This is a genomic window from Streptomyces sp. NPDC037273 (assembly GCF_055603625.1).
Genome location: NZ_JBVJVO010000002.1, coordinates 168892 through 191536 on the forward strand (window position 1 = coordinate 168892; position 22645 = coordinate 191536).

Below are 22645 nucleotides of genomic sequence, written 5' to 3' on the forward strand. Positions count from 1 at the left end.
CCTCGGCGCTCCCCGACGGTTCCCACCTGCGCCTAGAGTCACGGCCAGTCACCGCGCCGCCGGGCGCTTTCACTGCACGGCCCTGCTTCACCCCGTACGGCCCGGCATCGAAAACGGCACCTCTAGCTACACAGCTTCACGGCACCGCCTCAGCTTGAGGGGGCCGCGCCAGGGAAAGGATTCTTCGTGCGACACCGTTCACTGCTCATCCTCACCAGCGTGCTCACCACGGGAGCGCTCACTCTCACCGCATGCGGTTCGCGTGACGACAAGGGCGGCAGCGACAACAACGCGGACGGCGGCGTGACCGTCGTCATCGGCGTCGACGCACCGCTGACCGGCTCCCTCTCCGCGCTCGGCCAGGGCATCAAGAACTCCGTGGACCTGGCGGTCAAGACCGCCAACAAGAACAAGGAAGTCCCCGGCGTCACCTTCAAGATCGAGGGTCTCGACGACCAGGCCGTCCCCGCCTCGGGCCAGGCCAACGCCACCAAGCTCGTCGGCAACAAGGACGTCCTCGGCGTCGTCGGCCCGCTGAACTCCGGCGTCTCCCAGCAGATGCAGGGCGTCTTCGCCGCCGCCAACCTGGCGCAGGTCTCCCCGGCCAACACGAACCCGGCGCTGAGCCAGGGCGACAACTGGGGCAAGGGCGAGTTCAAGCGTCCCTTCCCGACCTACTTCCGCACCGCCGCCACCGACGTGGTCCAGGGCAAGTTCGCCGCCCAGTACCTCTTCAAGGACGCCGGCAAGAAGAAGGTCTTCGTCGTCGACGACAAGCAGACCTACGGTGCGGGCCTCGCCGCGATCTTCTCCGACGAGTTCAAGCGTCTCGGCGGCCAGGTCGTCGACACCGACCACGTCACCGTGAAGGAGACCGACTTCTCCTCCACCGCCGACAAGGTCAAGGCCTCCGGCGCCGACTCCGTCTACTTCGGTGGTCAGTACCCCGAGGGCGGTCTGCTCTCCGACCAGATCAAGAAGACCGGCGCCAAGATCCCCGTCATGGGCGGCGACGGCATCTACGACCCGGCCTTCATCAGCGCCTCCGCCGAGGCCAACGACGGTGACCTGGCCACCTCGATCGGTTACCCGGTCGAGAAGCTCGACACCGCCAAGAAGTTCATCGCGGACTACAACGCGGGCGGCTACAAGGACCCGTACGCGGCCTACGGCGGCTACTCCTACGACGCCGGCTGGGCGATCATCCAGGCCGTCAAGGCCGTCGTCGCCGCCAACAACGGCAAGCTGCCGTCCGACGCCCGCGCCAAGGTCACCGAGGCCCTGGGCAAGGTCTCCTTCGACGGTGTGACCGGCAAGGTCTCCTTCGACGAGTTCGGCGACACCACCAACAAGCAGCTCACGGTCTACAAGGTCGAGGGCGGCAAGTGGGTCGACGTCAAGAGCGACACCTTCAACCAGTAGCCACACCTCCCGGTAACCCTCCGGGAACCCGCACCACCTGAACCAACCCGCGCGAGGGCGCAAACAGCGCCCTCGCGCGGAGTCTTATCCGACAAGCTCATCGGAGGCCTGCGGTGAACGAACTGCCGCAACAGCTGGTCAACGGCCTGTCCATGGGAGCCCTCTACGGCCTCGTCGCCATCGGCTACACCATGGTTTACGGCATCGTCCAGCTCATCAACTTCGCCCACGGCGAGATCTTCATGATCGGCGGCTTCGGCGCCCTCACCACCTACCTGGCGCTCCCCGGCGGGACGCCTCTCTGGGTGGCGATTCCGCTCATGATCATCGGTGGCGCGATAGCCTCCGTGGCCGTCGCAACCGCAGCCGAACGGTTCGCGTACAGACCACTGCGCACGGCCCCCAAGCTCGCTCCGCTGATCACGGCCATCGGCCTGTCGATCGCCCTGCAGCAGCTCGTCTGGGGCTTCTACCCGAACGCCAAGGACAAGCGCAGCTTCCCCGAGTTCACCGGTGAGGCCTTCAAGATCACCGAGAACCTGCAGATCCAGCGCGCCGACCTCTTCATCCTGGTCCTCGCCCCGCTCTGCATGCTGGCCCTCGGCCTGTTCGTCTCCAAGAGCCGCAGCGGCCGCGCCATGCAGGCCACCGCGCAGGACCCGGACACCGCGAAGCTGATGGGCATCAACACGGACCGCATCATCGTGATGGCCTTCGCCATCGGTGCCGCGTTCGCCGCCGTCGCCGCCGTCGCCTACGGCCTGGAGCGCGGCCAGATCGGCTTCGAGATGGGCTTCGTCCTCGGCCTCAAGGCCTTCACCGCGGCCGTCCTCGGCGGCATCGGCAACATCTACGGCGCCATGGTCGGCGGCGTGGTCCTCGGCCTCGCCGAGTCCCTGTCCATCGCCTACATCGAGGACATCCCCGGCATGCAGCAGCTCGGCGGCGGTGCCTGGTCCAACGTGTGGGCCTTCGTCCTCCTCATCCTCGTCCTCCTCGTGCGGCCCCAGGGCCTGCTCGGCGAGCGCGTCGCGGACAGGGCGTGAGCACCATGACGATCTCCTCCACCGAAACCACCGCGGTCATCCCGATGCCGCAGGCCGCCGCTCGCGCGATCACGATCGCCGGCGCCCTCCTCACCATCGCCTCCGCCTTCCTCGCCTGGACCTGGACCACCGAGTTCCCGGGCAACCTCACGGTCAACGGCTACCCGGCCGAGCTCCAGATGCTGACCATCGTCGGCGGAGCGCTCACCCTCCTGTTCGCCCTCGCCGGTTACGGCGTCCGTGGCCTGGGCTGGCTCAACCCGGCGGGCGGCAACAACGCCACCTTCCTGGCGGCCCTGGCCTCGCTCGCCACGACCCTGTACACGCTCAGCGCCATCGCGTTCGAACTGGGTGGTCTCGTCCACTGGGAGCCGGGCGCCTTCGTGGCCGCCGCAGGCGTGATCATCGCCTTCGTCGGCGCGCTCGGCCTGCCGCTCGACCGCAAGAAGCCGGAAGAGCTGCCGCGCTGGAACTGGTTCATCGCCATCCTCGTCGGCATCGTGGTCTACGCCCTCTACCGGCACATCCGGCTCGGACGCGCCGAGCGCAAGCCCGCCCCCGCCAAGGCCCTCCCCTCGTGGGCGGAGATCCTGATCATCGTGGCGGTGTTCGGGGTCGGGCTGTTCGTGGTGACGTTCGGGATCGACACGGACGACTCGGAGCCGCAGCTCTTCATCGCGTACCTGATCCTGGTGGCCTTCGCGGCGGTGGCGCTGATCAAGTCGGGGCTGACGCAGCGACTGTCGGCGATCACGGCGCGGAACCGGCAGGTGGCGGTGACGGCGTCGCTGGTGGCGGCGATCGCGTTCCCGTTCATCCAGCAGAGCGGCGACACGTACACGCTGATCGCGGTCAACATCCTGATCTTCGCGACGGTGGCGCTCGGCCTGAACATCGTCGTCGGCCTGGCGGGTCTGCTCGACCTCGGTTACGTCGCCTTCCTCGGCGTCGGCGCGTACACCGCGGCCCTGGTCTCCGGTGCCACGTCCTCCGCCTTCGGCGTGCAGTTCCCCTTCTGGGCGGCGGCGCTGACCGGCATGGCGGCCTCGCTGGTCTTCGGTGTCGTGATCGGCGCCCCGACCCTGCGACTGCGCGGCGACTACCTCGCCATCGTGACGCTCGGCTTCGGTGAGATCTTCCGCATCGCGATGGGCAACCTCGACGGCACCTCGGGCCCGAAGATCACCAACGGCCCGAACGGCATCCCGAACATCCCGCACCTCGAGTTCTTCGGGTACAACTTCGGCAAGCCGCACACCGTCCTCGGTGTCGAGCTCGGCGCGTACGCCAACTACTACCTGCTCATGATCCTGATCATGGCGCTGGTGGTGCTGGTCTTCGCCCGCGCCAGCAACAGCCGCATCGGCCGTGCCTGGGTCGCGATCCGCGAGGACGAGACCGCCGCCACCGCCATGGGCATCAACGGCTTCCGGGTCAAGCTCATCGCCTTCGCCCTCGGCGCGTCCCTCGCGGGCCTCGCGGGCACGGTGCAGGCGCACGTCAACACGACGGTGGTCCCGGAGAACTACGTGTTCGCCGGCCCGGTCCCGCCGAACTCCGCCTTCCTGCTCGCGGCCGTCATCCTCGGCGGCATGGGCACGATCAGCGGCCCGATCGTCGGCTCCGCACTGCTCTTCCTGATCCCGGCCAAGCTGCAGTTCATGCAGGACTTCCAGCTGCTCGGCTTCGGCCTCGCGCTGATCCTGCTGATGCGCTTCCGCCCCGAGGGCCTGATCGCCAACAAGCGGGCGCAGCTGGAATTCCACGAGAACGACCAGGTCGACGTACCGGAACAGCGCCAGTCCGAGGACGAGGACACGGACGCGGCCGTCGGTACGGCGAAGGCAGGGGCGTGAAAGCCATGACGACCACCACCACGGAAACCGCCGGCGGCGGCACGGCCACGGCCTCTCCGGTCCTGGAAGCGAGCGGCGTCACCATGCGCTTCGGCGGTCTGACCGCCGTGCGCGGGGTGGACCTGACCGTCCGCGAGGGCGAGATCGTCGGTCTGATCGGCCCGAACGGCGCCGGCAAGACGACCTTCTTCAACTGCCTGACCGGTCTGTACGTCCCCACCGAGGGACAGGTCAGCTACAAGGGGACGGTCCTGCCGCCGAAGCCGCACCTGGTCACCCAGGCCGGTATCGCGCGTACCTTCCAGAACATCCGCCTCTTCTCCAACATGACGGTCCTGGAGAACGTCCTCGTCGGGCGTCACACCCGGACCAAGGAGGGCCTGTGGTCCGCGCTGCTGCGCGGTCCGGGCTTCAAGAAGGCGGAGGCCGCGTCCCGCGAACGGGCCATGGAGCTCCTGGAGTTCGTGGGTCTGGGCAAGAAGGCGGAGCACCTGGCGCGCAACCTGCCGTACGGCGAGCAGCGCAAGCTGGAGATCGCCCGCGCGCTCGCCAGCGACCCCGGTCTGCTGCTGCTCGACGAGCCGACGGCCGGCATGAACCAGGCCGAGACCCGCACCACCGAGGAGCTGGTCTTCGCGATCCGCGACCGCGGCATCGCCGTCCTGGTCATCGAGCACGACATGAAGTTCATCTTCAAGCTCTGTGACCGGGTCGCCGTCCTCGTCCAGGGCGAGAAGCTGGTCGAGGGCACGTCCGAGGTCGTGCAGGGCGACGAGCGCGTCGTCGCCGCGTACCTGGGCACCCCGTACGAGGGTGCGCCGGGCGCGGAGGAGGCCGCCGAGGTCGAGGCCGCCGAGGAAGCGGCGGAGGCCGCGGCCGAGGCGACCGCGACGGCGGAGGAGTCCGCCGCCGAGGCCGGCGACGAGGCTCCCGAGGCCGACGACACCCCCGCGGACGAGGCTCCGGCCGCCGACGCGGACAGCACCACCGAAGGAGACTCCAAGTGACCGCGCTTCTGGAGGTCGAGGACCTCAGGGTCGCCTACGGCAAGATCGAGGCCGTCAAGGGCATCTCCTTCTCCGTCGAGGCGGGCCAGGTCGTCGCCCTGATCGGCACCAACGGCGCCGGCAAGACCACGACCCTGCGGACCCTGTCCGGGCTGCTCAAGCCGACCGGCGGCACCATCAGGTTCGACGGCCAGGTGCTCAACAACATCCCGGCCCACAAGGTCGTGTCGCTCGGTCTGGCCCACTCCCCCGAGGGCCGGCACATCTTCCCGCGGCTCTCCATCGAGGAGAACCTCCAGCTCGGCGCCTTCCTCCGCAGCGACAAGGCGGGCATCGAGCGGGACATCCAGAAGGCCTACGACCTCTTCCCGATCCTGGGCGAGCGTCGCAAGCAGGCCGCGGGCACCCTGTCCGGCGGTGAGCAGCAGATGCTGGCGATGGGCAGGGCGCTGATGTCCCAGCCCAAGCTGCTGATGCTGGACGAGCCTTCGATGGGTCTCTCCCCGATCATGATGCAGAAGATCATGGAGACCATCGCGGCGCTGAAGTCCGAGGGCATGACGATCCTGCTCATCGAGCAGAACGCGCAGGCCGCGCTCTCCCTCGCGGACTACGGGTACGTGATGGAGGTCGGCACGGTGAAGCTGTCCGGCACCGGTCAGGACCTGCTGGTCGACGACGAGGTGCGCAAGACGTACCTCGGCGAGGACTGATCACCGAGCAGTCCGCTCATGACGGAAGGCCCGCCCCACAGTGCTGTGGGGCGGGCCTTCTTCCGTACCGCGACTCCTACTGCTGTTCCCGGGCCGCCTTCTTCTCCTCGGCGTCCTCGATGACGGCCTCGGCGACCTGCTGCATCGACATGCGGCGGTCCATCGAGGTCTTCTGGATCCAGCGGAAGGCGGCCGGCTCGGTCAGGCCGTACTGGGTCTGCAGCACGGACTTGGCGCGGTCGACCAGCTTGCGGGTCTCCAGGCGCTGGGAGAGGTCGGCGACCTCCTTCTCCAGGGCGCGCAGCTCGGCGAAGCGGGAGACGGCCATCTCGATGGCCGGCACCACGTCGCTCTTGCTGAACGGCTTCACCAGGTACGCCATGGCGCCGGCGTCGCGGGCGCGCTCGACGAGCTCCCGCTGGGAGAAGGCGGTGAGCATGAGGACCGGGGCGATGGACTCGCCGGCGATCTTCTCGGCGGCCGAGATGCCGTCGAGGACGGGCATCTTGACGTCGAGGATGACGAGGTCGGGGCGGTGCTCGCGGGCGAGCTCGACGGCCTTCTGGCCGTCCCCGGCCTCGCCGACGACCGTGTAGCCCTCTTCCTCCAGCATCTCTTTGAGGTCGAGGCGGATGAGGGCCTCGTCCTCGGCGATGACGACGCGGGTCGTCAGCGGCGGGACGTGCGACGCCTCGGCGTCGTCGGCGGGCTGGGGCGACTCGGGGGCGGTCACGCGGGCTCCTCGTTCGATGGCCTCGTTCCGAGGCGGATACAGCTCCCCATGAGCCTACCTACCTCCTGTAAGGTAGGGACACGGCGGGTGATCACCGACCTTCGTTTCGAAGGATGCCCCGGTAGCCCAGCGGAAGAGGCAGTGGTCTCAAACACCATACAGCGTGGGTTCGAATCCCACCCGGGGCACTTTACCTTTCATTCCAAGGTTTGAGACGAAAGGGTGCGCGCTCGGCCGGACGGCCTAGCCGCGGCCTAGGTCAGCGGGTCTCCGATGTGATGGACCCGGACGAGATTCGTCGATCCTGCGACACCCGGCGGGGAGCCCGCCGTGATGACCACGATGTCGCCCTTCCGGCAGCGCCCGATCCGCAGCAGCTCCTCGTCGACCTGCGCCACCATCGCGTCGGTGGAGTCCACGTGCGGGCCGAGGAACGTCTCGACGCCCCAGGTGAGGTTCAGCTGGGAGCGGGTCGCCGGGTCCGGGGTGAAGGCGAGCAGCGGGATCGGCGAGCGGTAGCGGGAGAGCCGCTTGACGGTGTCGCCGGACTGCGTGAAGGCGACGAGGAACTTGGCCCCCAGGAAGTCGCCCATCTCGGCGGCGGCGCGGGCGACGGCACCGCCCTGGGTCCGGGGCTTGTTCCGCTCGGTGAGCGGCGGCAGGCCCTTGGCGAGGACGTCCTCCTCCGCGGCCTCCACGATCCGGCTCATGGTGCGGACGGTCTCGATCGGGTAGCGCCCGACGCTGGTCTCGCCGGAGAGCATGACGGCGTCCGTGCCGTCGATGACGGCGTTGGCCACGTCGCTCGCCTCGGCGCGGGTGGGCCGGGAGCTGTCGATCATCGAGTCGAGCATCTGGGTGGCGACGATGACCGGCTTGGCGTTGCGCTTGGCCAGCTTGACCGCGCGCTTCTGGACGATCGGCACCTGCTCCAGGGGCATTTCGACGCCCAGGTCGCCGCGGGCGACCATGATGCCGTCGAAGGCCGCGACGATCTCCTCGATGTTCTCGACGGCCTGCGGCTTCTCGATCTTGGCGATGACGGGGAGCCGGCGGCCCTCCTGGTCCATGATCCGGTGGACGTCCTCGATGTCCCGGGCGCTGCGGACGAAGGAGAGGGCGATGACGTCGGCGCCGGTGCGCAGCGCCCAGCGGAGGTCCTCGACGTCCTTCTCGGAGAGCGCGGGGACGGAGACGGCGACGCCCGGCAGGTTGAGGCCCTTGTGGTCGGAGACCATGCCGCCCTCGATGACCAGGGTCTTCACCCGGGGTCCCTCGACGGAGGTGACCTCCAGGGTGACGCGGCCGTCGTCGACGAGGATGCGCTCGCCGGCGGTGACGTCCGCGGCGAGGCCGGAGTAGGTCGTCCCGCAGCAGTGGCGGTCGCCCTCCATCGGCTCGACGGAGATGGTGAACTCGTCGCCGCGTTCAAGGAGTACGGGACCCTCGCGGAAGCGGCCGAGACGGATCTTCGGGCCTTGAAGGTCGGCGAGGACGCCGACACTGCGGCCGGTCTCGTCGGCGGCTTTGCGGACGCGCTGGTAGCGCTCCTCGTGCTCGGCGTAACCGCCGTGGCTGAGGTTGAAGCGGGCCACGTCCATTCCGGCCTCGACCAACGCCTTGATCTGGTCGTATGTTTCGGTGGCGGGCCCAAGGGTACAAACGATTTTCGCTCGGCGCATGAGGCGAGCCTAGGGCTTACCCACCAGTAGGAAATTGGTGTGGCATGACTACTCAACAACCTTTCCGTGAAAGGTTGTTGACAAGACTTGAATCTGTGCACCGAGCCGCTCCGATGAGCGTTTTCCGCGCCCGGAAGGCGTTCGTCTCAGAGTGCGGGCGGCAGCATCGTGAAGCGCGCGACGACCTCCGCCGTGACCGCCTGGCGCTGCGGTTCGAGGTCCAGCGGCGGTGCCTCGGCCGCCGCTTCCGCCGAGAAGGCCACCGCCCTCGCGCCGAAGCCGCCGCGCCGCGCCATCGGCGGCTGGGCGAGACCCGCGTCCGACAGTTCGAGGAGTGAGGAGAGGGAGGTGCCGAGCGCCTCCGCGTAGGCGCGCGCCCGCTCCACCGCCTCCCGGACCGCGAGCCGACGCGCCTCCGCGTACGCCGGGGACGCCGGCCGCAGCTCCCACCACGGGCCGTCGACACTCGTCATCTCCAGGTCGGCGAGCCGTGTCACCAGCTCGCCGAGCGCGGTGAAGTCGGTCAGCTCGACCGCCACCCGCACCCGGCCGGTATAGGCGTGCACCCGCTCGCCGCGCCCCTTCCGGGTCAGCTCGGGCGAGAGCGAGAAGCTTCCCGTCTCCAGCTTCTCGACCGCGTCGCCGAGCGCCTTGACCAGGTCGAGCACCCGCGTGTTGCGACGGGTGAGGTCGGCCAGCGTCTCCGCTCGGTCCGTACCGCGCGCGGTGACGGTCACCCAGATCCGGGCGAACTCCGGCTCGACTTCGAGGCGCCCCTCGCCACGCACCGTCACCTGAGGCGCGTCGGGGGTCGGGTTCGGCTGTGTCATGTCGAACACTTTCCCACTCCGTAACCCGAAAGGTCTGTTGCGGCGGTGCGGTCTGAGCCAGAATCTACGCGCGTTGTGCACCAAGGCAGCGCCGTGACTAGGGGAGAAACACACATGCCGCTGAACCGCCGGACCTTCCTGGAGAGCTCCGCCGCCGTAGGAGCCGGAGTCGCTCTCACCGCCGGGGTCGCCGCCCCCGCGCAGGCCCACGAGGCCGGCCGGCCGCGTCCGCAGAAGCGGTACTCCTTCACCGTGATGGGCACCACCGACCTGCACGGCAACGTCTTCAACTGGGACTACTTCACGGACAAGGAGTTCGACGACAAGGCGCACAACGACGTCGGCCTCGCCAAGATCTCCACCCTCGTCGAGCAGATCCGCGCCGCCAAGGGCCACTGCAACACCCTGCTCATCGACGCCGGTGACACCATCCAGGGCACCCAGCTGTCGTACTACTACGCCAAGGTCGACCCGATCACCAAGACCGGCGGCCCGGTCCACCCCATGGCCCAGGCCATGAACGCCATCGGCTACGACGCCGCCGCGCTCGGCAACCACGAGTTCAACTACGGCATCCCGGTGCTGCGCAAGTTCGAGGAGCAGTGCGACTTCCCGCTGCTCGGCGCCAACGCGCTCGACGCCAAGACCCTGCGCCCGGCCTTCGCCCCGTACAGCATGCACCGGCTGCGCACCCCGCACGGCAAGGACGTCAAGGTCGCCGTGCTCGGCCTGACCAACCCGGGCATCGCCATCTGGGACAAGGCGAACGTCACCGGCAAGATGGTCTTCCCCGGCCTTGAGGAGCAGGCCGCGAAGTGGGTGCCGAAGCTGCGCTCGATGGGCGCCGACGTGGTCGTCGTCTCGGCGCACTCCGGCTCCAGCGGCACCTCCTCGTACGGTGACCAGCTCCCGTACATCGAGAACGCGGCCGGCCTCGTCGCCGAGCAGGTCCCGGGCATCGACGCGATCCTCGTCGGCCACGCGCACACCGAGATCCCCGAGTACCGGATCACCAACAAGGAGACCGGCAAGGAGGTCGTGCTCTCCGAGCCGCTGAAGTGGGGCCAGCGCCTCACCCTCTTCGACTTCGACCTGGTGTGGGAGAAGGGCCGCTGGACCGTCGAGAAGGTCGGCGCGAAGGTCCTCAACTCCAACACGGTCGCCGAGGACCCGGAGATCACCGGGCTGCTCACGGACGAGCACAAGAAGGTCGTCGCGTACGTCAACCAGGTCATCGGCACCTCCACCGCGGCGATGACCACGGCCGACGCGCCGTGGAAGGACGAGCCGATCATCGACCTGATCAACGTCGTCCAGGCCGACACCGTGAAGGCGGCCCTCGCCGGCGGCGCGTACGCGGACCTCCCCGTCCTCTCGCAGGCCTCCTGCTTCTCCCGCACGGCCCGGATCCCGGCCGGACAGATCAGCATCAAGGACGCCGCCGGGCTCTACCCCTTCGAGAACACCCTGGAGGCGCGTCTCCTGACGGGCGCCCAGCTGAAGGACTACCTGGAGTACTCGGCGAAGTACTACGTCCAGACCGCGGCGGGCGCGCCGGTGGACACCGCCGCGCTGACCAACGCGGGCGGCACGCCGGACTACAACTACGACGCCGTCTCGGGTCTGAGCTACGAGATCGACATCGCCAAGCCGGCCGGCTCCCGGATCGTGAACCTGTCCTTCGAGGGCAAGCCGCTCGACCCGGCCGCCCGGTTCGTCCTCGCGGTCAACAACTACCGGGCCAGCGGCGGCGGCGCGTTCCCGCACGTCGCGGGCGCCCAGCAGCTGTGGGCCAACTCGGACGAGATCCGCAACACCATCATCCAGTGGGTCAAGGCCAAGGGGACCGTCGACCCGGGCACCTTCGCGTCGGTGGACTGGAAGCTGACCCGGGACGGCGTGCCGGTCTTCTAGGACTCACACGTTCCGAGCGAGAGGCGTCAGCTTCCGGTCCTGGGCCGGAATGACCGGCGCCTCTCGCGTCTCCAGGCCGAAGCTGGTGAACGCGGTGCGGCGCGGCAGCGGGTACGGCTCCTTGCCGCTCACCGCGTTCAGGATCGTCGCGCTCCGCCAGGCCGCCAGGCCCAGGTCCGGGGCGCCGACGCCGTGCGTGTGCTTCTCCGCGTTCTGCACGAAGACCGAGCCGGTCACCGACGGGTCGAGCACCAGCCGGTACCGCTCGTCGACCCGCGCCCGGCCGGCCGAGTCATGGCGCAGATACGGGTCGAGTCCGGCCAGCATCCGGTCCACCGGCCGCTCCCGGTACCCCGTGGCGAGCACGACCGCGTCCGTGGTGAGCCGGGAGCGCGTGCCCTGCTGCAGGTGCTCCAGATGCAGTTCCACCTGCGTGGTCGCGACCCTCCCCGCCGTACGGACCCGGACCCCGGGCGTCAGGACGGCGTCCGGCCACCCCCCGTGCAGGGTCCGGCGGTACAGCTCGTCGTGGATGGCCGCGATCGTCTCCGCGTCGATCCCCTTGTGCAGCTGCCACTGCCGGGGCACGAGCTCGCCGCGCACCGGCTCGGGCAGGGCGTGGAAGTAGCGGGTGTAGTCGGGGGTGAAGTGTTCGAGGCCGAGCTTCGAGTACTCCATCGGCGCGAACGCCTCGGTCCGCGCCAGCCAGTGGATCCGCTCCGCTCCGGCGGGCCGGGAGCGGAGCAGGTCGAGGAAGACCTCGGCCCCCGACTGGCCGGAGCCGATGACGGTGACGTGCCCGGCGGCGAGCAGCGTCTCCCGGTGGGCCAGGTAGTCCGCGGAGTGGAAGACGGGTACGCCGGGGGCGTCGGCGAGCGGCTTGAGCGGCTCGGGGACGTACGGTTCGGTGCCGACCCCCAGGACCACGTTCCGCGTGTACGCGCGCCCCAGCGCCTCCGCCTCGCCCTCCGGGTCGATCTGCGTGAAGTCCACCTCGAACAGCCGGCGCTCCGGGTTCCAGCGCACCGAGTCGACCTGATGGCCGAAGTGCAGCCCGGGAAGCCGCTCGCTGACCCAGCGGCAGTACGCGTCGTACTCGGCCCGCTGGATGTGGAACTTCTCCGCGAAGTAGAACGGGAAGAGCCGCTCCCGGCTCTTCAGGTAGTTCAGGAACGTCCAGGGGCTCGCCGGGTCCGCGAGCGTCACCAGGTCCGCGAGGAACGGGACCTGGAGGGTCGCCCCCTCGATGAGCAGCCCCGGATGCCACTGGAACGCCGGCTTCTGCTCGTAGAACGTGGCCGCGAGCCCGCCCGGCACCCCGTGCGCGAGCGCGGCGAGCGACAGGTTGAACGGGCCGATGCCGACGCCCACCAGGTCGTGGGGCTGATCGAGGTCCTGCTGAGGGGTGCTGCCGGTCATCGGTGCGCGCTGCCTTCCACGAGGGTGATGAGCTGTGCCAGGTCGCCGGTTGTGGCGTGGGGGTTGAGCAGAGTGGCCTTCAGCCAGAGCCGTCCGTCCGCCGCGGCCCGGCCGAGCACGGCGTGACCTCCGGCGAGCAGGGCGCGGCGGATCCCGGCGACGGCCTCGTCACCGGCGCCGGCGGGTGCCGTCGTCGGCCGGAAGAGGACCGTGGTGAGGGTGGGGCGGGCGCGCAGTTCGAGGCCCGGGCCCTTCTCCACCAGGTCCGCGAGGTCCTGGGCGCGCTGCATGCACGCGTCGACCAGCCCGCCGAGTCCTTCGCGGCCGAGCGCCCGGAGCGTGACCGCGGTCTTCAGGACGTCGGGGCGCCGGGTCGTGCGCAGGGAGCGCCCGAGCAGGTCGGGCAGGCCCGCCTCGGTGTCGTCGTCGGCGTTGAGATAGTCCGCCGTGTGCCCCAGCACCGTCAGGTCCCCCGCCTCCCGTACGGCGATGAGCCCCGCGGCGGCCGGCTGCCAGCCGAGCTTGTGCAGGTCGACGGTGACGGTACGGGCCCGGTCCAGGCCGTCAAGGAGATGCCGGTGCGTCCGGCTGAACAGCAGTGGCCCCCCGTACGCCGCGTCGACGTGGAACTCGGCGCCGTGCGCCGCGCACACGTCCGCGAGCGCGGGCAGCGGGTCGATCAGCCCCTCGTCGGTGGTGCCGGCGGTGGCCGCCACCAGGGCGGGCCCCTCGGTGCGGGCCAGGGCCTCGGCGAGGGCGGCCGGGTCCATGGTGCCGTTCGGGGCCGGCACGGTGACCGGTTCGGGGAGTCCGAGGAGCCAGGCGGCGCGGTGGAACGAGTGGTGCGCGTTCGCCCCGACGACGGTACGCAGCGACGGCCCGTGCCGCTCCCTGGCGAGGAGCAGCGCGAGCTGGTTGGACTCCGTCCCGCCGGTGGTGACGAGCGCGTCGGGGGCCGGTGCGCCGGGAAAGACCTCCGCGGCGAGCGCCGCCGTGACCTCGGCTTCGAGGGCGGAGGCCGCGGGCGCCTGGTCCCACGAGTCCATCGACGGATTGAGCGCGGAGGCCGCGAGGTCGGCGGCGACGGCGAGCGCGAGGGGCGGGGTGTGCAGATGCGCGGCGCACAGCGGATGCGCGGGGTCGGCCGCGCCCTCCGCGACCACCCGCACGACCGCCCTCAGCGCCTCCTGCGGCCCCGTCCCCCGCTCCGGCAGTACGCCCCCGAGGGCCGCCACCCTCCGGGCGACCTCCTCAGGGCCGCCCGCGGGCAACGGCCCGCCCCTCGCCTGCGCCCCCTCCCGCAGCGCGTCCAGAGCCGTGCCCAGCAGGCGGCTCAGGGCGGTCGGATCGGCGGCGAGGGGTGGCAGTGCGGCACGCATGGACGACAGCGTGCCGGGCGCTGGCGGGGGCCGTCCGGGGAGTCGGCGATTGTGACCCGAACGGGGGACGGCGCCCTGGTGTTCAGGGCGCCGTCGCTCCGTCAGGCGTCGCGGACGCGCAGGGCGCGCTTGAGGTCGTCGAGCTGGTCGACGAGCTTGCGGTGGAGGGCGGGGATCACCGCCTCGTCGGTGAGGTGGGACTCGCCGAGGGCGAGGGAAGAGGGGTCGACGGCGTAGGAGGGGAAGGCGTAGCGGCCGGCGGCCTCGGCCATGGCGGGGCCGCGGCGGGCGCCGAGGGCGGCGGCGTCGGCGTAGAAGCGCGGGACGTAGTCGCGGACGAGCTCGGCCTGTTCGGGCTGCCAGAAGCCGAGGGCCGTGGCGGTGAACAGGTAGTTGGAGAGGTCGTCGGTGTCGAAGAGGGCCGACCAGGCGGCCGCCTTCGCCTCGGCCGTGGGCAGGGAGGCACGGCAGCGCGCGGCGCCTTCCTCGCCGGTGGCGCTGGGGTCGCGCTCCAGTTCGGCGGCGATGACGGTCTCGTCGGTGGCGCCGAGGACGGCGAGCCGGGCGAGGATGCGCCAGCGGAGCTCGGGGTCGAGCTCGGGTCCGCCGTGGACGGTCCCTTCGTCGAGCCAGGAGGCGATCTTGTCGGGGGTGGTGGCGCTGTCGATGCAGGCGCGGACGGCGGTGAGGCGCAGGCCGGGGTCCTCGCCGTCCTCGGTGCGGCGCAGCAGGGCGCGGGCGAGCTCGCCGATCTTCGCGAGGGCGGCGGGGCGCTCGCCCTCGGAGACGTAACGGTCGGCGATCTGGGTGCGGGCGAAGCCGAGGACGCCCTGGACGAGGGCGAGTTCGGTCTCGTGCGGGAGGTGGGCGAGGGCGGCGTCGAGGTAGGCGGCGGGGGCGAGCTCGCCGTCGCGGACCATGTCGCGGAGGCTGTTCCAGGCGACGGCGCGGGTGACCGGGTCGGGGAGGGCGGAGAGCGAGCGCAGGAGGGTGGCCTTGGACGGCTCGTCGAAGCGGACCTTGGCGTAGCTGAGGTCGCCTTCGTTGAGGACGACGAGGGCGGGGCGCGGGCCGCCGAGGTCGAGCGGGGCGGACTGCGGGACGTCGATCTCGCGGCGTTCGCGGAGGACGGGTGCGTCCTGGGCGTCGAGGTCGTAGACGCCGACGGCGATCCGGTGGGGGCGGCTGCCGTCGCGGTCGACGGTGAGCCGCCAGCTGTTGCCCTCGCCGTCGAGGCGGGGGGTGAGGATGTCGACGCCGGTGGTGCGCAGCCACTGCTCGGCCCAGGCGTGGACGTCGCGGTCGGTGGCGGCGGCGAGGTTGTCGATGAAGTCGGCGAGGGTGGCGTTGCCGAACTTGTGGCGCTTGAAGTGGATGTTGATGCCGGCGAGGAAGTCCTTCTCGCCGAGCCAGGTGACGAGCTGGCGGAGCGCGGAGGCGCCCTTGGCGTAGGAGATGCCGTCGAAGTTGAGGAGCGCGGAGGCGGTGTCGGGGACGGCTTCCGGGTCGGGGGCGACGGGGTGGGTGGAGGGCCGCTGGTCGGCCTCGTACCCCCAGGCCTTGCGGGCGACGCCGAAGTCGACCCAGGTGTCGGGGAAGAGGTCGGAGCAGGCCTCGTTGACGGTCTGGAAGCCCATGTACTCGGCGAAGGACTCGTTCAGCCAGATGTCGTCCCACCAGCGGAGGGTGACGAGGTCGCCGAACCACATGTGGGCCATCTCGTGGGCGATGACCATGGCGCGGGTCTGGCGCTCGGTGACGGTGACGGCGGAGCGGAAGACGAACTCGTCGCGGAAGGTGACGAGTCCGGGGTTCTCCATGGCGCCGGCGTTGAACTCGGGGACGAAGGCCTGGTCGTACGAGTCGAACGGGTAGGGCTCTTCGAACTTCTCGTGGTAGCGGTCGTAGCAGGCCTTGGTGACGGCGAGGATCTCGTCGGCGTCGGCGTCGAGGTGGGCGGCGAGGGAGCGGCGGCAGTGGATGCCGAAGGGCAGGCCGGCGTGCTCGGTGCGGATGCTGTGCCAGGGTCCGGCGGCGACGCAGACGAAGTAGGTGGAGAGCAGCGGGGTGGGGGCGGCCTGCCAGCGGCCGTCGGCCTGCTGCTCGGTGATGCCGTTGGAGAGGACGGTCCAGCCCTCGGGGGCGGTGACGCCCAGCTCGAAGACGGCCTTGAGGTCGGGCTGGTCGAAGGCGGCGAAGACGCGCTGGACGTCCTCCATGAACAGCTGGGTGTAGACGTACGACTCGCCGTCCGTCGGGTCCTTGAAGCGGTGCATGCCCTCGCCGGTGCGGGAGTACCGCATGGTGGTGGTGACGAGGAGGGTGTGCTCGCCCTCGGTGAGGCTCAGCGGGAGCCGGTTGCCGTCGAGCGTGCCGATGTCGAGCGGCTCGTCGTCGAGGAGGGCGGAGTGCAGGGTCTCGGGCTTGAGCTCGACGAAGGTGTCCCCCGCGGCGCGGGCCGTGAAGCGGATGAGGCTGCGTGACCCGAAGGTCTCGTCGCCGGTGGTGAGGTCGAGGTCCACCCGGTAGTGGTGGACGTCGAGGAGCTGGGCACGGGTCTGCGCTTCGTCGCGCGTCAGTACGGACATGGGCCCTATGCTGCCCGATGCCCCGCGCCCGGGGCAGGGGTGGTGCGGTTTGTGCCGGTCTTTCCGGTCGGGCCCTGACCGGCGTCAGGCGAGCCCGGAGCCGTCGAGGTGGGCGAAGGCGGCGGTGATGCGCGGGCGGTCGTAGCCGGTGGGGCCCGCGGCGCCGCTGGAGATCAGGGTGTGGAGCAGGATGCGGGCCTTGGCCGGGTCGAGGGGGCCGGCCGGGATGAGTCCGTGGTGCAGCAGGTCGTACTCGGAGCCGGGGCCGCGGTAGGTGTGCGCGAGGGTCGTGCCGCCGCCTGTGCGGGAGGCGAGGACGACCGGGATGCGGCGGGCGAGTTCGGCGAGCGGGTCGACGAGCCAGCCGGGGGCGTGGCCGGCGCCGAAGGCGGCGACGACGAGGCCCTGGAAGCGGTGGTCGACGGCGTCGAGGAGTTCGCCGCGGTCGCCCTGGGAGAGCGTCACGAGGGCCACGCGTACCGCGGGGTCGAAGCTCATCCGGCAGGGCGCGGTGGTGACGGCGGGGCGGAGCAGGATGCGGGGTTCGCCCTCGACGACGGTGCCGAGGGGTCCGGCGCCGGGCGAGCCGAAGGTGGTGATCGAGGTGGTGTGGGTCTTGCGGGCGAGGCGGGCGGCGTGGATCTCGTCGCCGAGGACGACGAGGACGCCGAGGTTCCGGCAGGCGGGGTCGGCGGCGACGGCGAGCGCGGCGGCGAGGTTGGCGGGGCCGTCGGCGCCGGGCAGGTCGGGGCGGCGCATGGCGCCGGTGACGGCGATGGGCTGTTCGGTGGTGCAGAGCAGGTCGAGGAGGAAGGCGGTCTCCTCCAGGGTGTCGGTGCCCTGGACGACGACGACGCCGGAGCCGTCGGCGACGGTCTTGCGCACCTCGTCGGCGAGCGCGGCGAGGTCCTCGTGGGTGAGGGAGGAGCTGGGGACGCGGCGGAAGTCGTGGAGGACGACGTCCTCGGGCGCCCCGAGTCCGGCGAGGACCTCCACGCCGGTCATGCGGGCCGCGTCACCGCCGCGCGCGGAGATGGTCCCTCCGAGGGTGAAGACCGTGACGCGGGCCATCAGCGTGCTCCGTCCGCAATCGTCTCGTGGTGGCGGATGACCTCGGCGATGATGAAGTTGAGGAGTTTCTCCGCGAAGGCCGGGTCCAGTCTGGCGCTCTCGGCGAGTTCCCGCAGCCGGGCGATCTGGCGGGCCTCGCGGGCGGGGTCGGCGGGCGGCAGCTGGTGCTCGGCCTTGAGGACGCCGACCTGCTGGGTGCACTTGAAGCGCTCGGCGAGCATGTGCACGACCGCCGCGTCGATGTTGTCGATGCTTTCGCGCAGCCGGGTCAGCTCGGCGATGACGCCCGGGTCGATCTCGCTGGTGTCGCTCATGATCTGCGAGCTTAGACGGATCTCGGCGGGATCGTGGGCGGGTGTTCGGGATCCGGAACGCGGTCGCTCCAGCCGCCGTGCACGGAACGTCCCTGCTGCTCCCGGAAGCGGATGGGCGCGGTGCCGACCCGGCGGGTGAAGAGCCGGGAGAAATAGGCGGGGTCGTCGTAGCCGACGCGCCGGGCGACGGCGGCGACGGGCAGCTCGGTGGCGGCGAGGAGTTCCTTGGCGCGGCCGAGGCGGACGGTGAGCAGGTAGTCCTTGGGGCTGCAGCCGGCGGCGCGGCGGACGGCGGTGCGCAGTTCGGCGGGGGTCATGCCGTGCCGGGCGGCGTGGTCGGCGACGGAGAGCGGCTGGAAGGCGTCGCGGGCGAGGGCGGAGAGGACGGGGTCGCCGTCGGCGTTGGTGTCGGCGCGGGCCCGGCGCAGGGCGACGAGGAGTTCGTGGACGGCGGCGCCGGTCTCGACCTCCAGGAGCGGGTTTCCGGGGCGGGCCGCGCGGGCGATCCGGCCGATGGCGGCGCGGGCGGGGGCGGCGTCGGAGAGGGGGACGACGGGCCGGTCGGGTTCGATGTAGCCGAGCTCGGTGTAGGTGGCGGTGGCCGGGCCCGAGAAGTCGACGAAGGCCTCGTCCCAGCCGGTGCCGGCGTCGGCGCCGTAGTGGTGGGGGGTGCCGGGGGTGAGCCAGAGGAGGGCGGGGGCGGTGACGGTGGTGCGGCGGCCGTCGGCGCCCCGGTACCAGCCGCTGCCGGCGGAGATCACGACGGCGACGTGGTGGTCGAGGGTGCGGGGGCCGACGGTGGGCAGGGTGCCGTGCTGGAGTCCGACGCCGAGGCAGACGAGGCCGAGCCGGTGGTGGACGGGTCCGGGCGTGAAATAGCGCATCCAGGTGTGGTACATCGCGCGGTCCGACCCTTCTAACGTCCAAACTTCGACGATCTTTGTCCATGGACCGGCTCGCCGCCAGGGGGTGAGGGTGAGGCCATGAGCACGTTCGCTGTGGGTGACGAGGACTTTCTGCTCGATGGCCGGCCGGTGCGGCTGCTCTCGGGGGCGCTGCACTACTTCCGGGTGCACGAGGGGCACTGGGAGCACCGGCTCGGCATGCTGCGCGCGCTGGGCCTCGACTGTGTGGAGACGTACGTCCCCTGGAACCTGTACGCGCCGGAGCCCGGCCGGTACGGGGACGTCGCCGCGCTCGGCCGGTTCCTGGACGCGGTGGGGCGGGCCGGGATGCGGGCGATCGTGCGCCCGGGGCCGTACATCTGCGCCGAGTGGGAGAACGGCGGGCTGCCGCACTGGCTGACCGGGCCGCTCGGGCGGCGGGTGCGGACCCTCGACCCGGAGTTCCTGGCGCCCGTCGAGGACTGGTTCCGGCGGCTGCTCCCCCAGGTGGTGGAGCGGCAGGTCGACCGGGGCGGGCCGGTGATCCTGGTCCAGGTGGAGAACGAGTACGGCAGTTACGGCAGCGACCGGGGCTATCTGGAGTGGCTGGCGGGGCTGCTGCGGGAGTGCGGGGTCAGCGTGCCGCTCTTCACCTCGGACGGGCCCGAGGACCACATGCTGACGGGCGGCTCGGTGCCGGGCGTGCTCGCGACGGCGAACTTCGGTTCGGGGGCGCGGGAGGGCTTCGCGGCGCTGCGGCGCCACCAGCCGTCGGGGCCTTTGATGTGCATGGAGTTCTGGTGCGGCTGGTTCGACCACTGGGGCACGGAGCACACGGTGCGGGACGCGGCCGACGCGGCGGCCTCGCTGCGGGAGATCCTGGAGTGCGGGGCCTCCGTCAACCTCTACATGGCGCACGGCGGTTCGAACTTCGCCGGCTGGGCGGGCGCGAACCGTGCGGGCGAGCTGCACGACGGGCCGCTGCGCCCGACGGTGACCTCGTACGACTACGACGCCCCGGTCGACGAGGCGGGGCGGCCCACGGAGAAGTACTGGCGCTTCCGCGAGGTCCTCGCGGCGTACGCGCCGGGCCCGCTGCCCGAGCTTCCCGAGCCCCCGGCCCGGCTCGCCGCCCCCGCGCACGGCCGCTTGGAGGAGTGGGCTCCGCTGGACGCCGTCCTCGACGTGCTCGGCGGCCCGGAGTCGGTGACGCCGGTGCCGCCGACCTTCGAGGAGCTCGGCGTCGACCGCGGCCTGGTCCGCTACCGGGTGTCCGTGCCGGGGCCCCGGCAGCCGTACCCGCTGGGTGTGACGGGGCTGCGGGACCGTGCCGTGGCGTATGTCGACGGCGTCCCGGCCGGGGTCCTCGACGCCGAGGACGCCGTCCTTCCGGAGCCGGTCGCGGGCCCCGCGCTCGTCGACCTGTGGGTGGAGTCCCTCGGCCGGGTCAACTACGGCCCGCGCCTGGCCGAGCCGAAGGGCATCACGGGCGGCATCCGTCACGAGCGCCAGTACCTGCACGGTGTACGGGCCCGGGCCCTGCGGCTCGACGCGTTCGAGCCGGACGCGGTCGGCAAGGTGCCGTTCGGGGAGCTTCCCGCCGCCCCGGCCCCCGGCCTCTACCGCACGACGCTCACCGTCACGGGCGCGGGCGACGCCGAGCTCAGGCTGCCGGGTGCGACCCGCGGCTTCGTCTGGGTGAACGGCTTCTGCCTGGGCCGCTACTGGTCCGTCGGCCCGCAGGACGCGTTGTTCGTACCGGGGCCGGTGCTGCGGGAGGGAGCGAACGAGGTGTGGGTCCTGGAGACCGAGTCGGCGTCGGGAGCCGTCCTGATGCTTCCCGGACCTTCCTGATCCCCGCGCCGTGCCGGGACAAGGGGAGGGCCCCGGGGCGCGTCGCCGCCCCGGGGCCCTCCCTTCTCGGGCTACAGCGTGGCCGCGGCCGACTTGATCGCGGCGGCGAAGGTCGAGACCTCCGTGTAGACGCCGGGGTAGCCGGCCCGCGCGCAGCCCTCGCCCCAGCTCACGATGCCGACCTGGATCCAGGCACCGGCGTTGTCCTTGCGGAACATGGGGCCGCCGGAGTCACCCTGGCAGGTGTCGACACCGCCCTCGTTGTAGCCGGCGCAGATCTCCTCGCCGGGGACGAGGGAGCCGCCGTAGGCGGCCTGGCAGTCGGCGTCCGAGACGAACGGGACGGTCGCCTTGCGCAGGTAGCGCTGCTGGCTGCCGCCCTCGCGGGTGGCGCCCCAGCCGGCCACGGTGAAGGTGCCGCTGTTGTACGCGGTCGTCTCGGCGATCTTCAGGTTGGGCAGCGAGGTGATCGGCGAGGCGAGCTTGATGAGGGCCCAGTCCTTGCCGGTGCCGTTGTAGCCGGGCGCCTGGTAGACCTTGGTGGACTTGACCTTGATGGCGCTGCTCGACTGCAGGTCGACGACCCCGGCGGTGGCGGTGATGGAGGTGTTGTTGCCGGAGCCGCTCACACAGTGCGCGGCGGTGAGGACGACCTGGGGCGTGATCAGGGAGCCGCCACAGCCCATGGAGAGCCTGACCATCCAGGGGAACTCGCCCTGGGCGGCGCGGACGCCGCCGACGACGGGGGCGGGTGCCGCGGAGGCGGTGGTGGTGGGCTGGAGGCTGACGGCCGCCAGGACGACGGCGCCGGCCGCGGCCAGCTTCTGGAGCGTGCGAACCACGCGGTTCTGCTTCATGTGCCTGCCTTCTCTCGTGGGGGGTTGCCCTCGACGGACGCGTGGTGACATGCGCCCGTCAAGGCATGTCCGGATTATGGACAGCGCCCAACTCCCGCCACAAGGAAGCCTTTTCGGCCAGTGCCCGTAGGGGGAACGTACAGTGGAAGGAAGGGGGAATCCGGTATGCCGAACCGTCACGAGGCCGACCGTGTCACCCACGGCTTCCCGCACCGCGCCACCGTCCGCGCCTCGCTCACCGCGCTCTACCGGCGCCTCTCCCCCGATGGCGTACACCGCTATCCGGCGAGCGTGCCCGCCGCCGCCGTCGCCTTCGGCGACGACGAGGACCTGCACCTCGGCGCCCAGCGGGTGGCCCACGCCCTCGTCCGCCATCTGCGGCTGCCCGAGGCGCGCATGGTGGTGAGCTTCCGGCCCATGGAACACGCGGCGACCGTCGAGCTCACCGCGGGACCCGAGTACTTCGTGGAGCTCAACGACCGCTTCCGGACCCGCCGCAGGGACATCGGCGCGGCCCTCGCCCACGAGATCACCCACGTCCTCCTGCACCGCCTCGGCCTCGGCTTCCCCGGCACCGCCGACAACGAGGTCCTCACCGACGTCGCCGCCACCTACCTCGGCGCCGGCTGGCTCCTCCTCGACGCCTACCGCCGCGACGGCGTGGAGAGCCAGAAGCTCGGCTACCTGACCCCCGAGGAGTTCGGCTACGTCCTCGCCAAACGCGCCGAGGTCTTCGCCGAGGACCCCTCCCCCTGGTTCACCAGCGCGGTGGCGTACGAGGCGTGGACACGCGGCCGGGCCGAGGCCCGCCGCGACCTCGCCCCGCCCCCGCTCGCCGCCGCCCGCCGGCTCGACCGCCGCCGCTACGACTGGGACCGCCGCCGCGGCCACGCCTCCCCCGACGCCCCCTACTCCTTCGAAGGCCGCACCGCCCCCGCCACCACCGTCTCCTTCCCCTGCCCGGTCTGCGCCCAGCGCCTGCGCCTCCCGGCCGCCCGGACCCTGCGAGCCCGCTGCGGGGTGTGCCGCACCGTGCTCGACTGCGTGACGTGACGCTTCGGGGGGCGCCCCCGGGA

18 protein-coding genes and 1 tRNA gene are annotated in these 22645 nt (G+C 71.3%); 9 read left to right on the forward strand and 10 right to left on the reverse strand.

The features are described from left to right. Nucleotides 1-186: 186 nt before the first annotated feature. From ACZ7G1_RS05960 to ACZ7G1_RS05980, 5 genes are all read left to right on the forward strand, one after another. Nucleotides 187-1422: a branched-chain amino acid ABC transporter substrate-binding protein gene (locus ACZ7G1_RS05960; protein WP_470874657.1), complete on the forward strand. Its 1236-nt coding sequence runs from the start codon at nucleotides 187-189 to the stop codon at nucleotides 1420-1422. 113 nt (nucleotides 1423-1535) lie between these two features. Further along, nucleotides 1536-2468, forward strand: a complete 933-nt coding sequence (locus tag ACZ7G1_RS05965) for a branched-chain amino acid ABC transporter permease (RefSeq protein WP_470874655.1) — start codon at nucleotides 1536-1538, stop codon at nucleotides 2466-2468. Nucleotides 2469-2473: 5 nt separating this feature from the next. Next, nucleotides 2474-4324 (forward strand): branched-chain amino acid ABC transporter permease, encoded by a 1851-nt coding sequence (locus tag ACZ7G1_RS05970; RefSeq protein WP_470874918.1) that lies wholly within the window; start codon nucleotides 2474-2476, stop codon nucleotides 4322-4324. Nucleotides 4325-4329: 5 nt separating this feature from the next. Next, nucleotides 4330-5331, forward strand: a complete 1002-nt coding sequence (locus ACZ7G1_RS05975; protein ID WP_470874653.1) for an ABC transporter ATP-binding protein — start codon at nucleotides 4330-4332, stop codon at nucleotides 5329-5331. Further along, on the forward strand, nucleotides 5328-6044 hold the full coding sequence (locus ACZ7G1_RS05980) for an ABC transporter ATP-binding protein (protein WP_470874651.1): 717 nt from the start codon (nucleotides 5328-5330) through the stop codon (nucleotides 6042-6044). The genes ACZ7G1_RS05975 and ACZ7G1_RS05980 overlap by 4 nt, the downstream gene beginning before the upstream one ends. Before the next feature lie 76 nt (nucleotides 6045-6120). On the opposite strand, the gene ACZ7G1_RS05985 is transcribed toward ACZ7G1_RS05980, so the two are convergent. Then, nucleotides 6121-6777 (reverse strand): ANTAR domain-containing response regulator, encoded by a 657-nt coding sequence (locus ACZ7G1_RS05985; RefSeq protein ID WP_470874649.1) that lies wholly within the window; start codon nucleotides 6775-6777, stop codon nucleotides 6121-6123. Nucleotides 6778-6892: 115 nt separating this feature from the next. Between ACZ7G1_RS05985 and ACZ7G1_RS05990 the strand changes: the two genes are divergently transcribed. Further along, nucleotides 6893-6965: transfer RNA gene (locus tag ACZ7G1_RS05990), tRNA-Leu, on the forward strand. A gap of 66 nt (nucleotides 6966-7031) precedes the next feature. On the opposite strand, the gene pyk is transcribed toward ACZ7G1_RS05990, so the two are convergent. Then, a complete protein-coding gene (gene pyk / locus ACZ7G1_RS05995; protein ID WP_470874647.1) occupies nucleotides 7032-8459 on the reverse strand; it encodes a pyruvate kinase in 1428 nt (475 codons plus the stop codon). A gap of 146 nt (nucleotides 8460-8605) precedes the next feature. Beyond that, on the reverse strand, nucleotides 8606-9289 hold the full coding sequence (locus ACZ7G1_RS06000) for an SIMPL domain-containing protein (RefSeq protein WP_470874645.1): 684 nt from the start codon (nucleotides 9287-9289) through the stop codon (nucleotides 8606-8608). Nucleotides 9290-9403: 114 nt separating this feature from the next. Between ACZ7G1_RS06000 and ACZ7G1_RS06005 the strand changes: the two genes are divergently transcribed. Beyond that, on the forward strand, nucleotides 9404-11203 hold the full coding sequence (locus ACZ7G1_RS06005) for a 5'-nucleotidase C-terminal domain-containing protein (protein ID WP_470874644.1): 1800 nt from the start codon (nucleotides 9404-9406) through the stop codon (nucleotides 11201-11203). 3 nt (nucleotides 11204-11206) lie between these two features. Here the strand turns inward: ACZ7G1_RS06005 and ACZ7G1_RS06010 are convergent, their stop codons facing one another. The 6 genes from ACZ7G1_RS06010 to ACZ7G1_RS06035 all read right to left on the reverse strand — a co-directional run bounded on the left by ACZ7G1_RS06010 (nucleotide 11207) and on the right by ACZ7G1_RS06035 (nucleotide 18873). After that, entirely contained in the window at nucleotides 11207-12622 is a 1416-nt protein-coding gene (locus tag ACZ7G1_RS06010; RefSeq protein ID WP_470874642.1) for a lysine N(6)-hydroxylase/L-ornithine N(5)-oxygenase family protein, read from the reverse strand. After that, a complete protein-coding gene (locus tag ACZ7G1_RS06015) occupies nucleotides 12619-14001 on the reverse strand; it encodes a pyridoxal phosphate-dependent decarboxylase family protein (RefSeq protein ID WP_470874640.1) in 1383 nt (460 codons plus the stop codon). The genes ACZ7G1_RS06010 and ACZ7G1_RS06015 overlap by 4 nt, the downstream gene beginning before the upstream one ends. A 101-nt stretch (nucleotides 14002-14102) precedes the next feature. Continuing rightward, complete coding sequence (pepN, locus tag ACZ7G1_RS06020) at nucleotides 14103-16589, reverse strand: aminopeptidase N (protein WP_470874639.1); 2487 nt, start codon at nucleotides 16587-16589, stop codon at nucleotides 14103-14105. An 84-nt stretch (nucleotides 16590-16673) separates the two neighbouring features. Continuing rightward, nucleotides 16674-17660: an asparaginase gene (locus ACZ7G1_RS06025; protein WP_470874637.1), complete on the reverse strand. Its 987-nt coding sequence runs from the start codon at nucleotides 17658-17660 to the stop codon at nucleotides 16674-16676. Next, a complete protein-coding gene (locus ACZ7G1_RS06030) occupies nucleotides 17660-17974 on the reverse strand; it encodes a chorismate mutase (RefSeq protein ID WP_470874635.1) in 315 nt (104 codons plus the stop codon). The genes ACZ7G1_RS06025 and ACZ7G1_RS06030 overlap by 1 nt, the downstream gene beginning before the upstream one ends. Before the next feature lie 11 nt (nucleotides 17975-17985). Beyond that, a complete protein-coding gene (locus ACZ7G1_RS06035) occupies nucleotides 17986-18873 on the reverse strand; it encodes a helix-turn-helix transcriptional regulator (protein ID WP_470874634.1) in 888 nt (295 codons plus the stop codon). An 84-nt stretch (nucleotides 18874-18957) separates the two neighbouring features. Between ACZ7G1_RS06035 and ACZ7G1_RS06040 the strand changes: the two genes are divergently transcribed. Next, a complete protein-coding gene (locus ACZ7G1_RS06040) occupies nucleotides 18958-20712 on the forward strand; it encodes a glycoside hydrolase family 35 protein (protein WP_470874632.1) in 1755 nt (584 codons plus the stop codon). 71 nt (nucleotides 20713-20783) lie between these two features. Here the strand turns inward: ACZ7G1_RS06040 and ACZ7G1_RS06045 are convergent, their stop codons facing one another. Further along, nucleotides 20784-21569, reverse strand: coding sequence for a S1 family peptidase (locus ACZ7G1_RS06045; RefSeq protein ID WP_470874631.1), 786 nt, complete (start codon nucleotides 21567-21569; stop codon nucleotides 20784-20786). Nucleotides 21570-21734: 165 nt separating this feature from the next. Here ACZ7G1_RS06045 and ACZ7G1_RS06050 point away from each other — a divergent pair, with 165 nt between their 5' ends. Then, nucleotides 21735-22622 carry a hypothetical protein gene (locus ACZ7G1_RS06050; RefSeq protein WP_470874630.1) on the forward strand — a complete coding sequence of 296 codons (888 nt, stop codon included), beginning with the start codon at nucleotides 21735-21737 and terminating at the stop codon, nucleotides 22620-22622. The last annotated feature ends 23 nt before the right edge of the window (nucleotides 22623-22645 follow it).

Bases quoted from the DNA above. Each gene is read 5' to 3' on its own strand.
- ACZ7G1_RS06035 (WP_470874634.1), bottom strand. From the start codon at position 18,873: ATGTACCACACCTGGATGCGCTATTTCACGCCCGGACCCGTCCACCAC.
- ACZ7G1_RS06040 (WP_470874632.1), top strand. From the start codon at position 18,958: ATGAGCACGTTCGCTGTGGGTGACGAGGACTTTCTGCTCGATGGCCGG.
- pepN (WP_470874639.1), bottom strand. From the start codon at position 16,589: ATGTCCGTACTGACGCGCGACGAAGCGCAGACCCGTGCCCAGCTCCTC.
- ACZ7G1_RS06045 (WP_470874631.1), bottom strand. From the start codon at position 21,569: ATGAAGCAGAACCGCGTGGTTCGCACGCTCCAGAAGCTGGCCGCGGCC.
- ACZ7G1_RS06050 (WP_470874630.1), top strand. From the start codon at position 21,735: ATGCCGAACCGTCACGAGGCCGACCGTGTCACCCACGGCTTCCCGCAC.
- ACZ7G1_RS06000 (WP_470874645.1), bottom strand. From the start codon at position 9,289: ATGACACAGCCGAACCCGACCCCCGACGCGCCTCAGGTGACGGTGCGT.
- ACZ7G1_RS05975 (WP_470874653.1), top strand. From the start codon at position 4,330: ATGACGACCACCACCACGGAAACCGCCGGCGGCGGCACGGCCACGGCC.
- ACZ7G1_RS06030 (WP_470874635.1), bottom strand. From the start codon at position 17,974: ATGAGCGACACCAGCGAGATCGACCCGGGCGTCATCGCCGAGCTGACC.
- ACZ7G1_RS06025 (WP_470874637.1), bottom strand. From the start codon at position 17,660: ATGGCCCGCGTCACGGTCTTCACCCTCGGAGGGACCATCTCCGCGCGC.
- ACZ7G1_RS06015 (WP_470874640.1), bottom strand. From the start codon at position 14,001: ATGCGTGCCGCACTGCCACCCCTCGCCGCCGATCCGACCGCCCTGAGC.
- pyk (WP_470874647.1), bottom strand. From the start codon at position 8,459: ATGCGCCGAGCGAAAATCGTTTGTACCCTTGGGCCCGCCACCGAAACA.
- ACZ7G1_RS06010 (WP_470874642.1), bottom strand. From the start codon at position 12,622: ATGACCGGCAGCACCCCTCAGCAGGACCTCGATCAGCCCCACGACCTG.
- ACZ7G1_RS06005 (WP_470874644.1), top strand. From the start codon at position 9,404: ATGCCGCTGAACCGCCGGACCTTCCTGGAGAGCTCCGCCGCCGTAGGA.
- ACZ7G1_RS05970 (WP_470874918.1), top strand. From the start codon at position 2,474: ATGACGATCTCCTCCACCGAAACCACCGCGGTCATCCCGATGCCGCAG.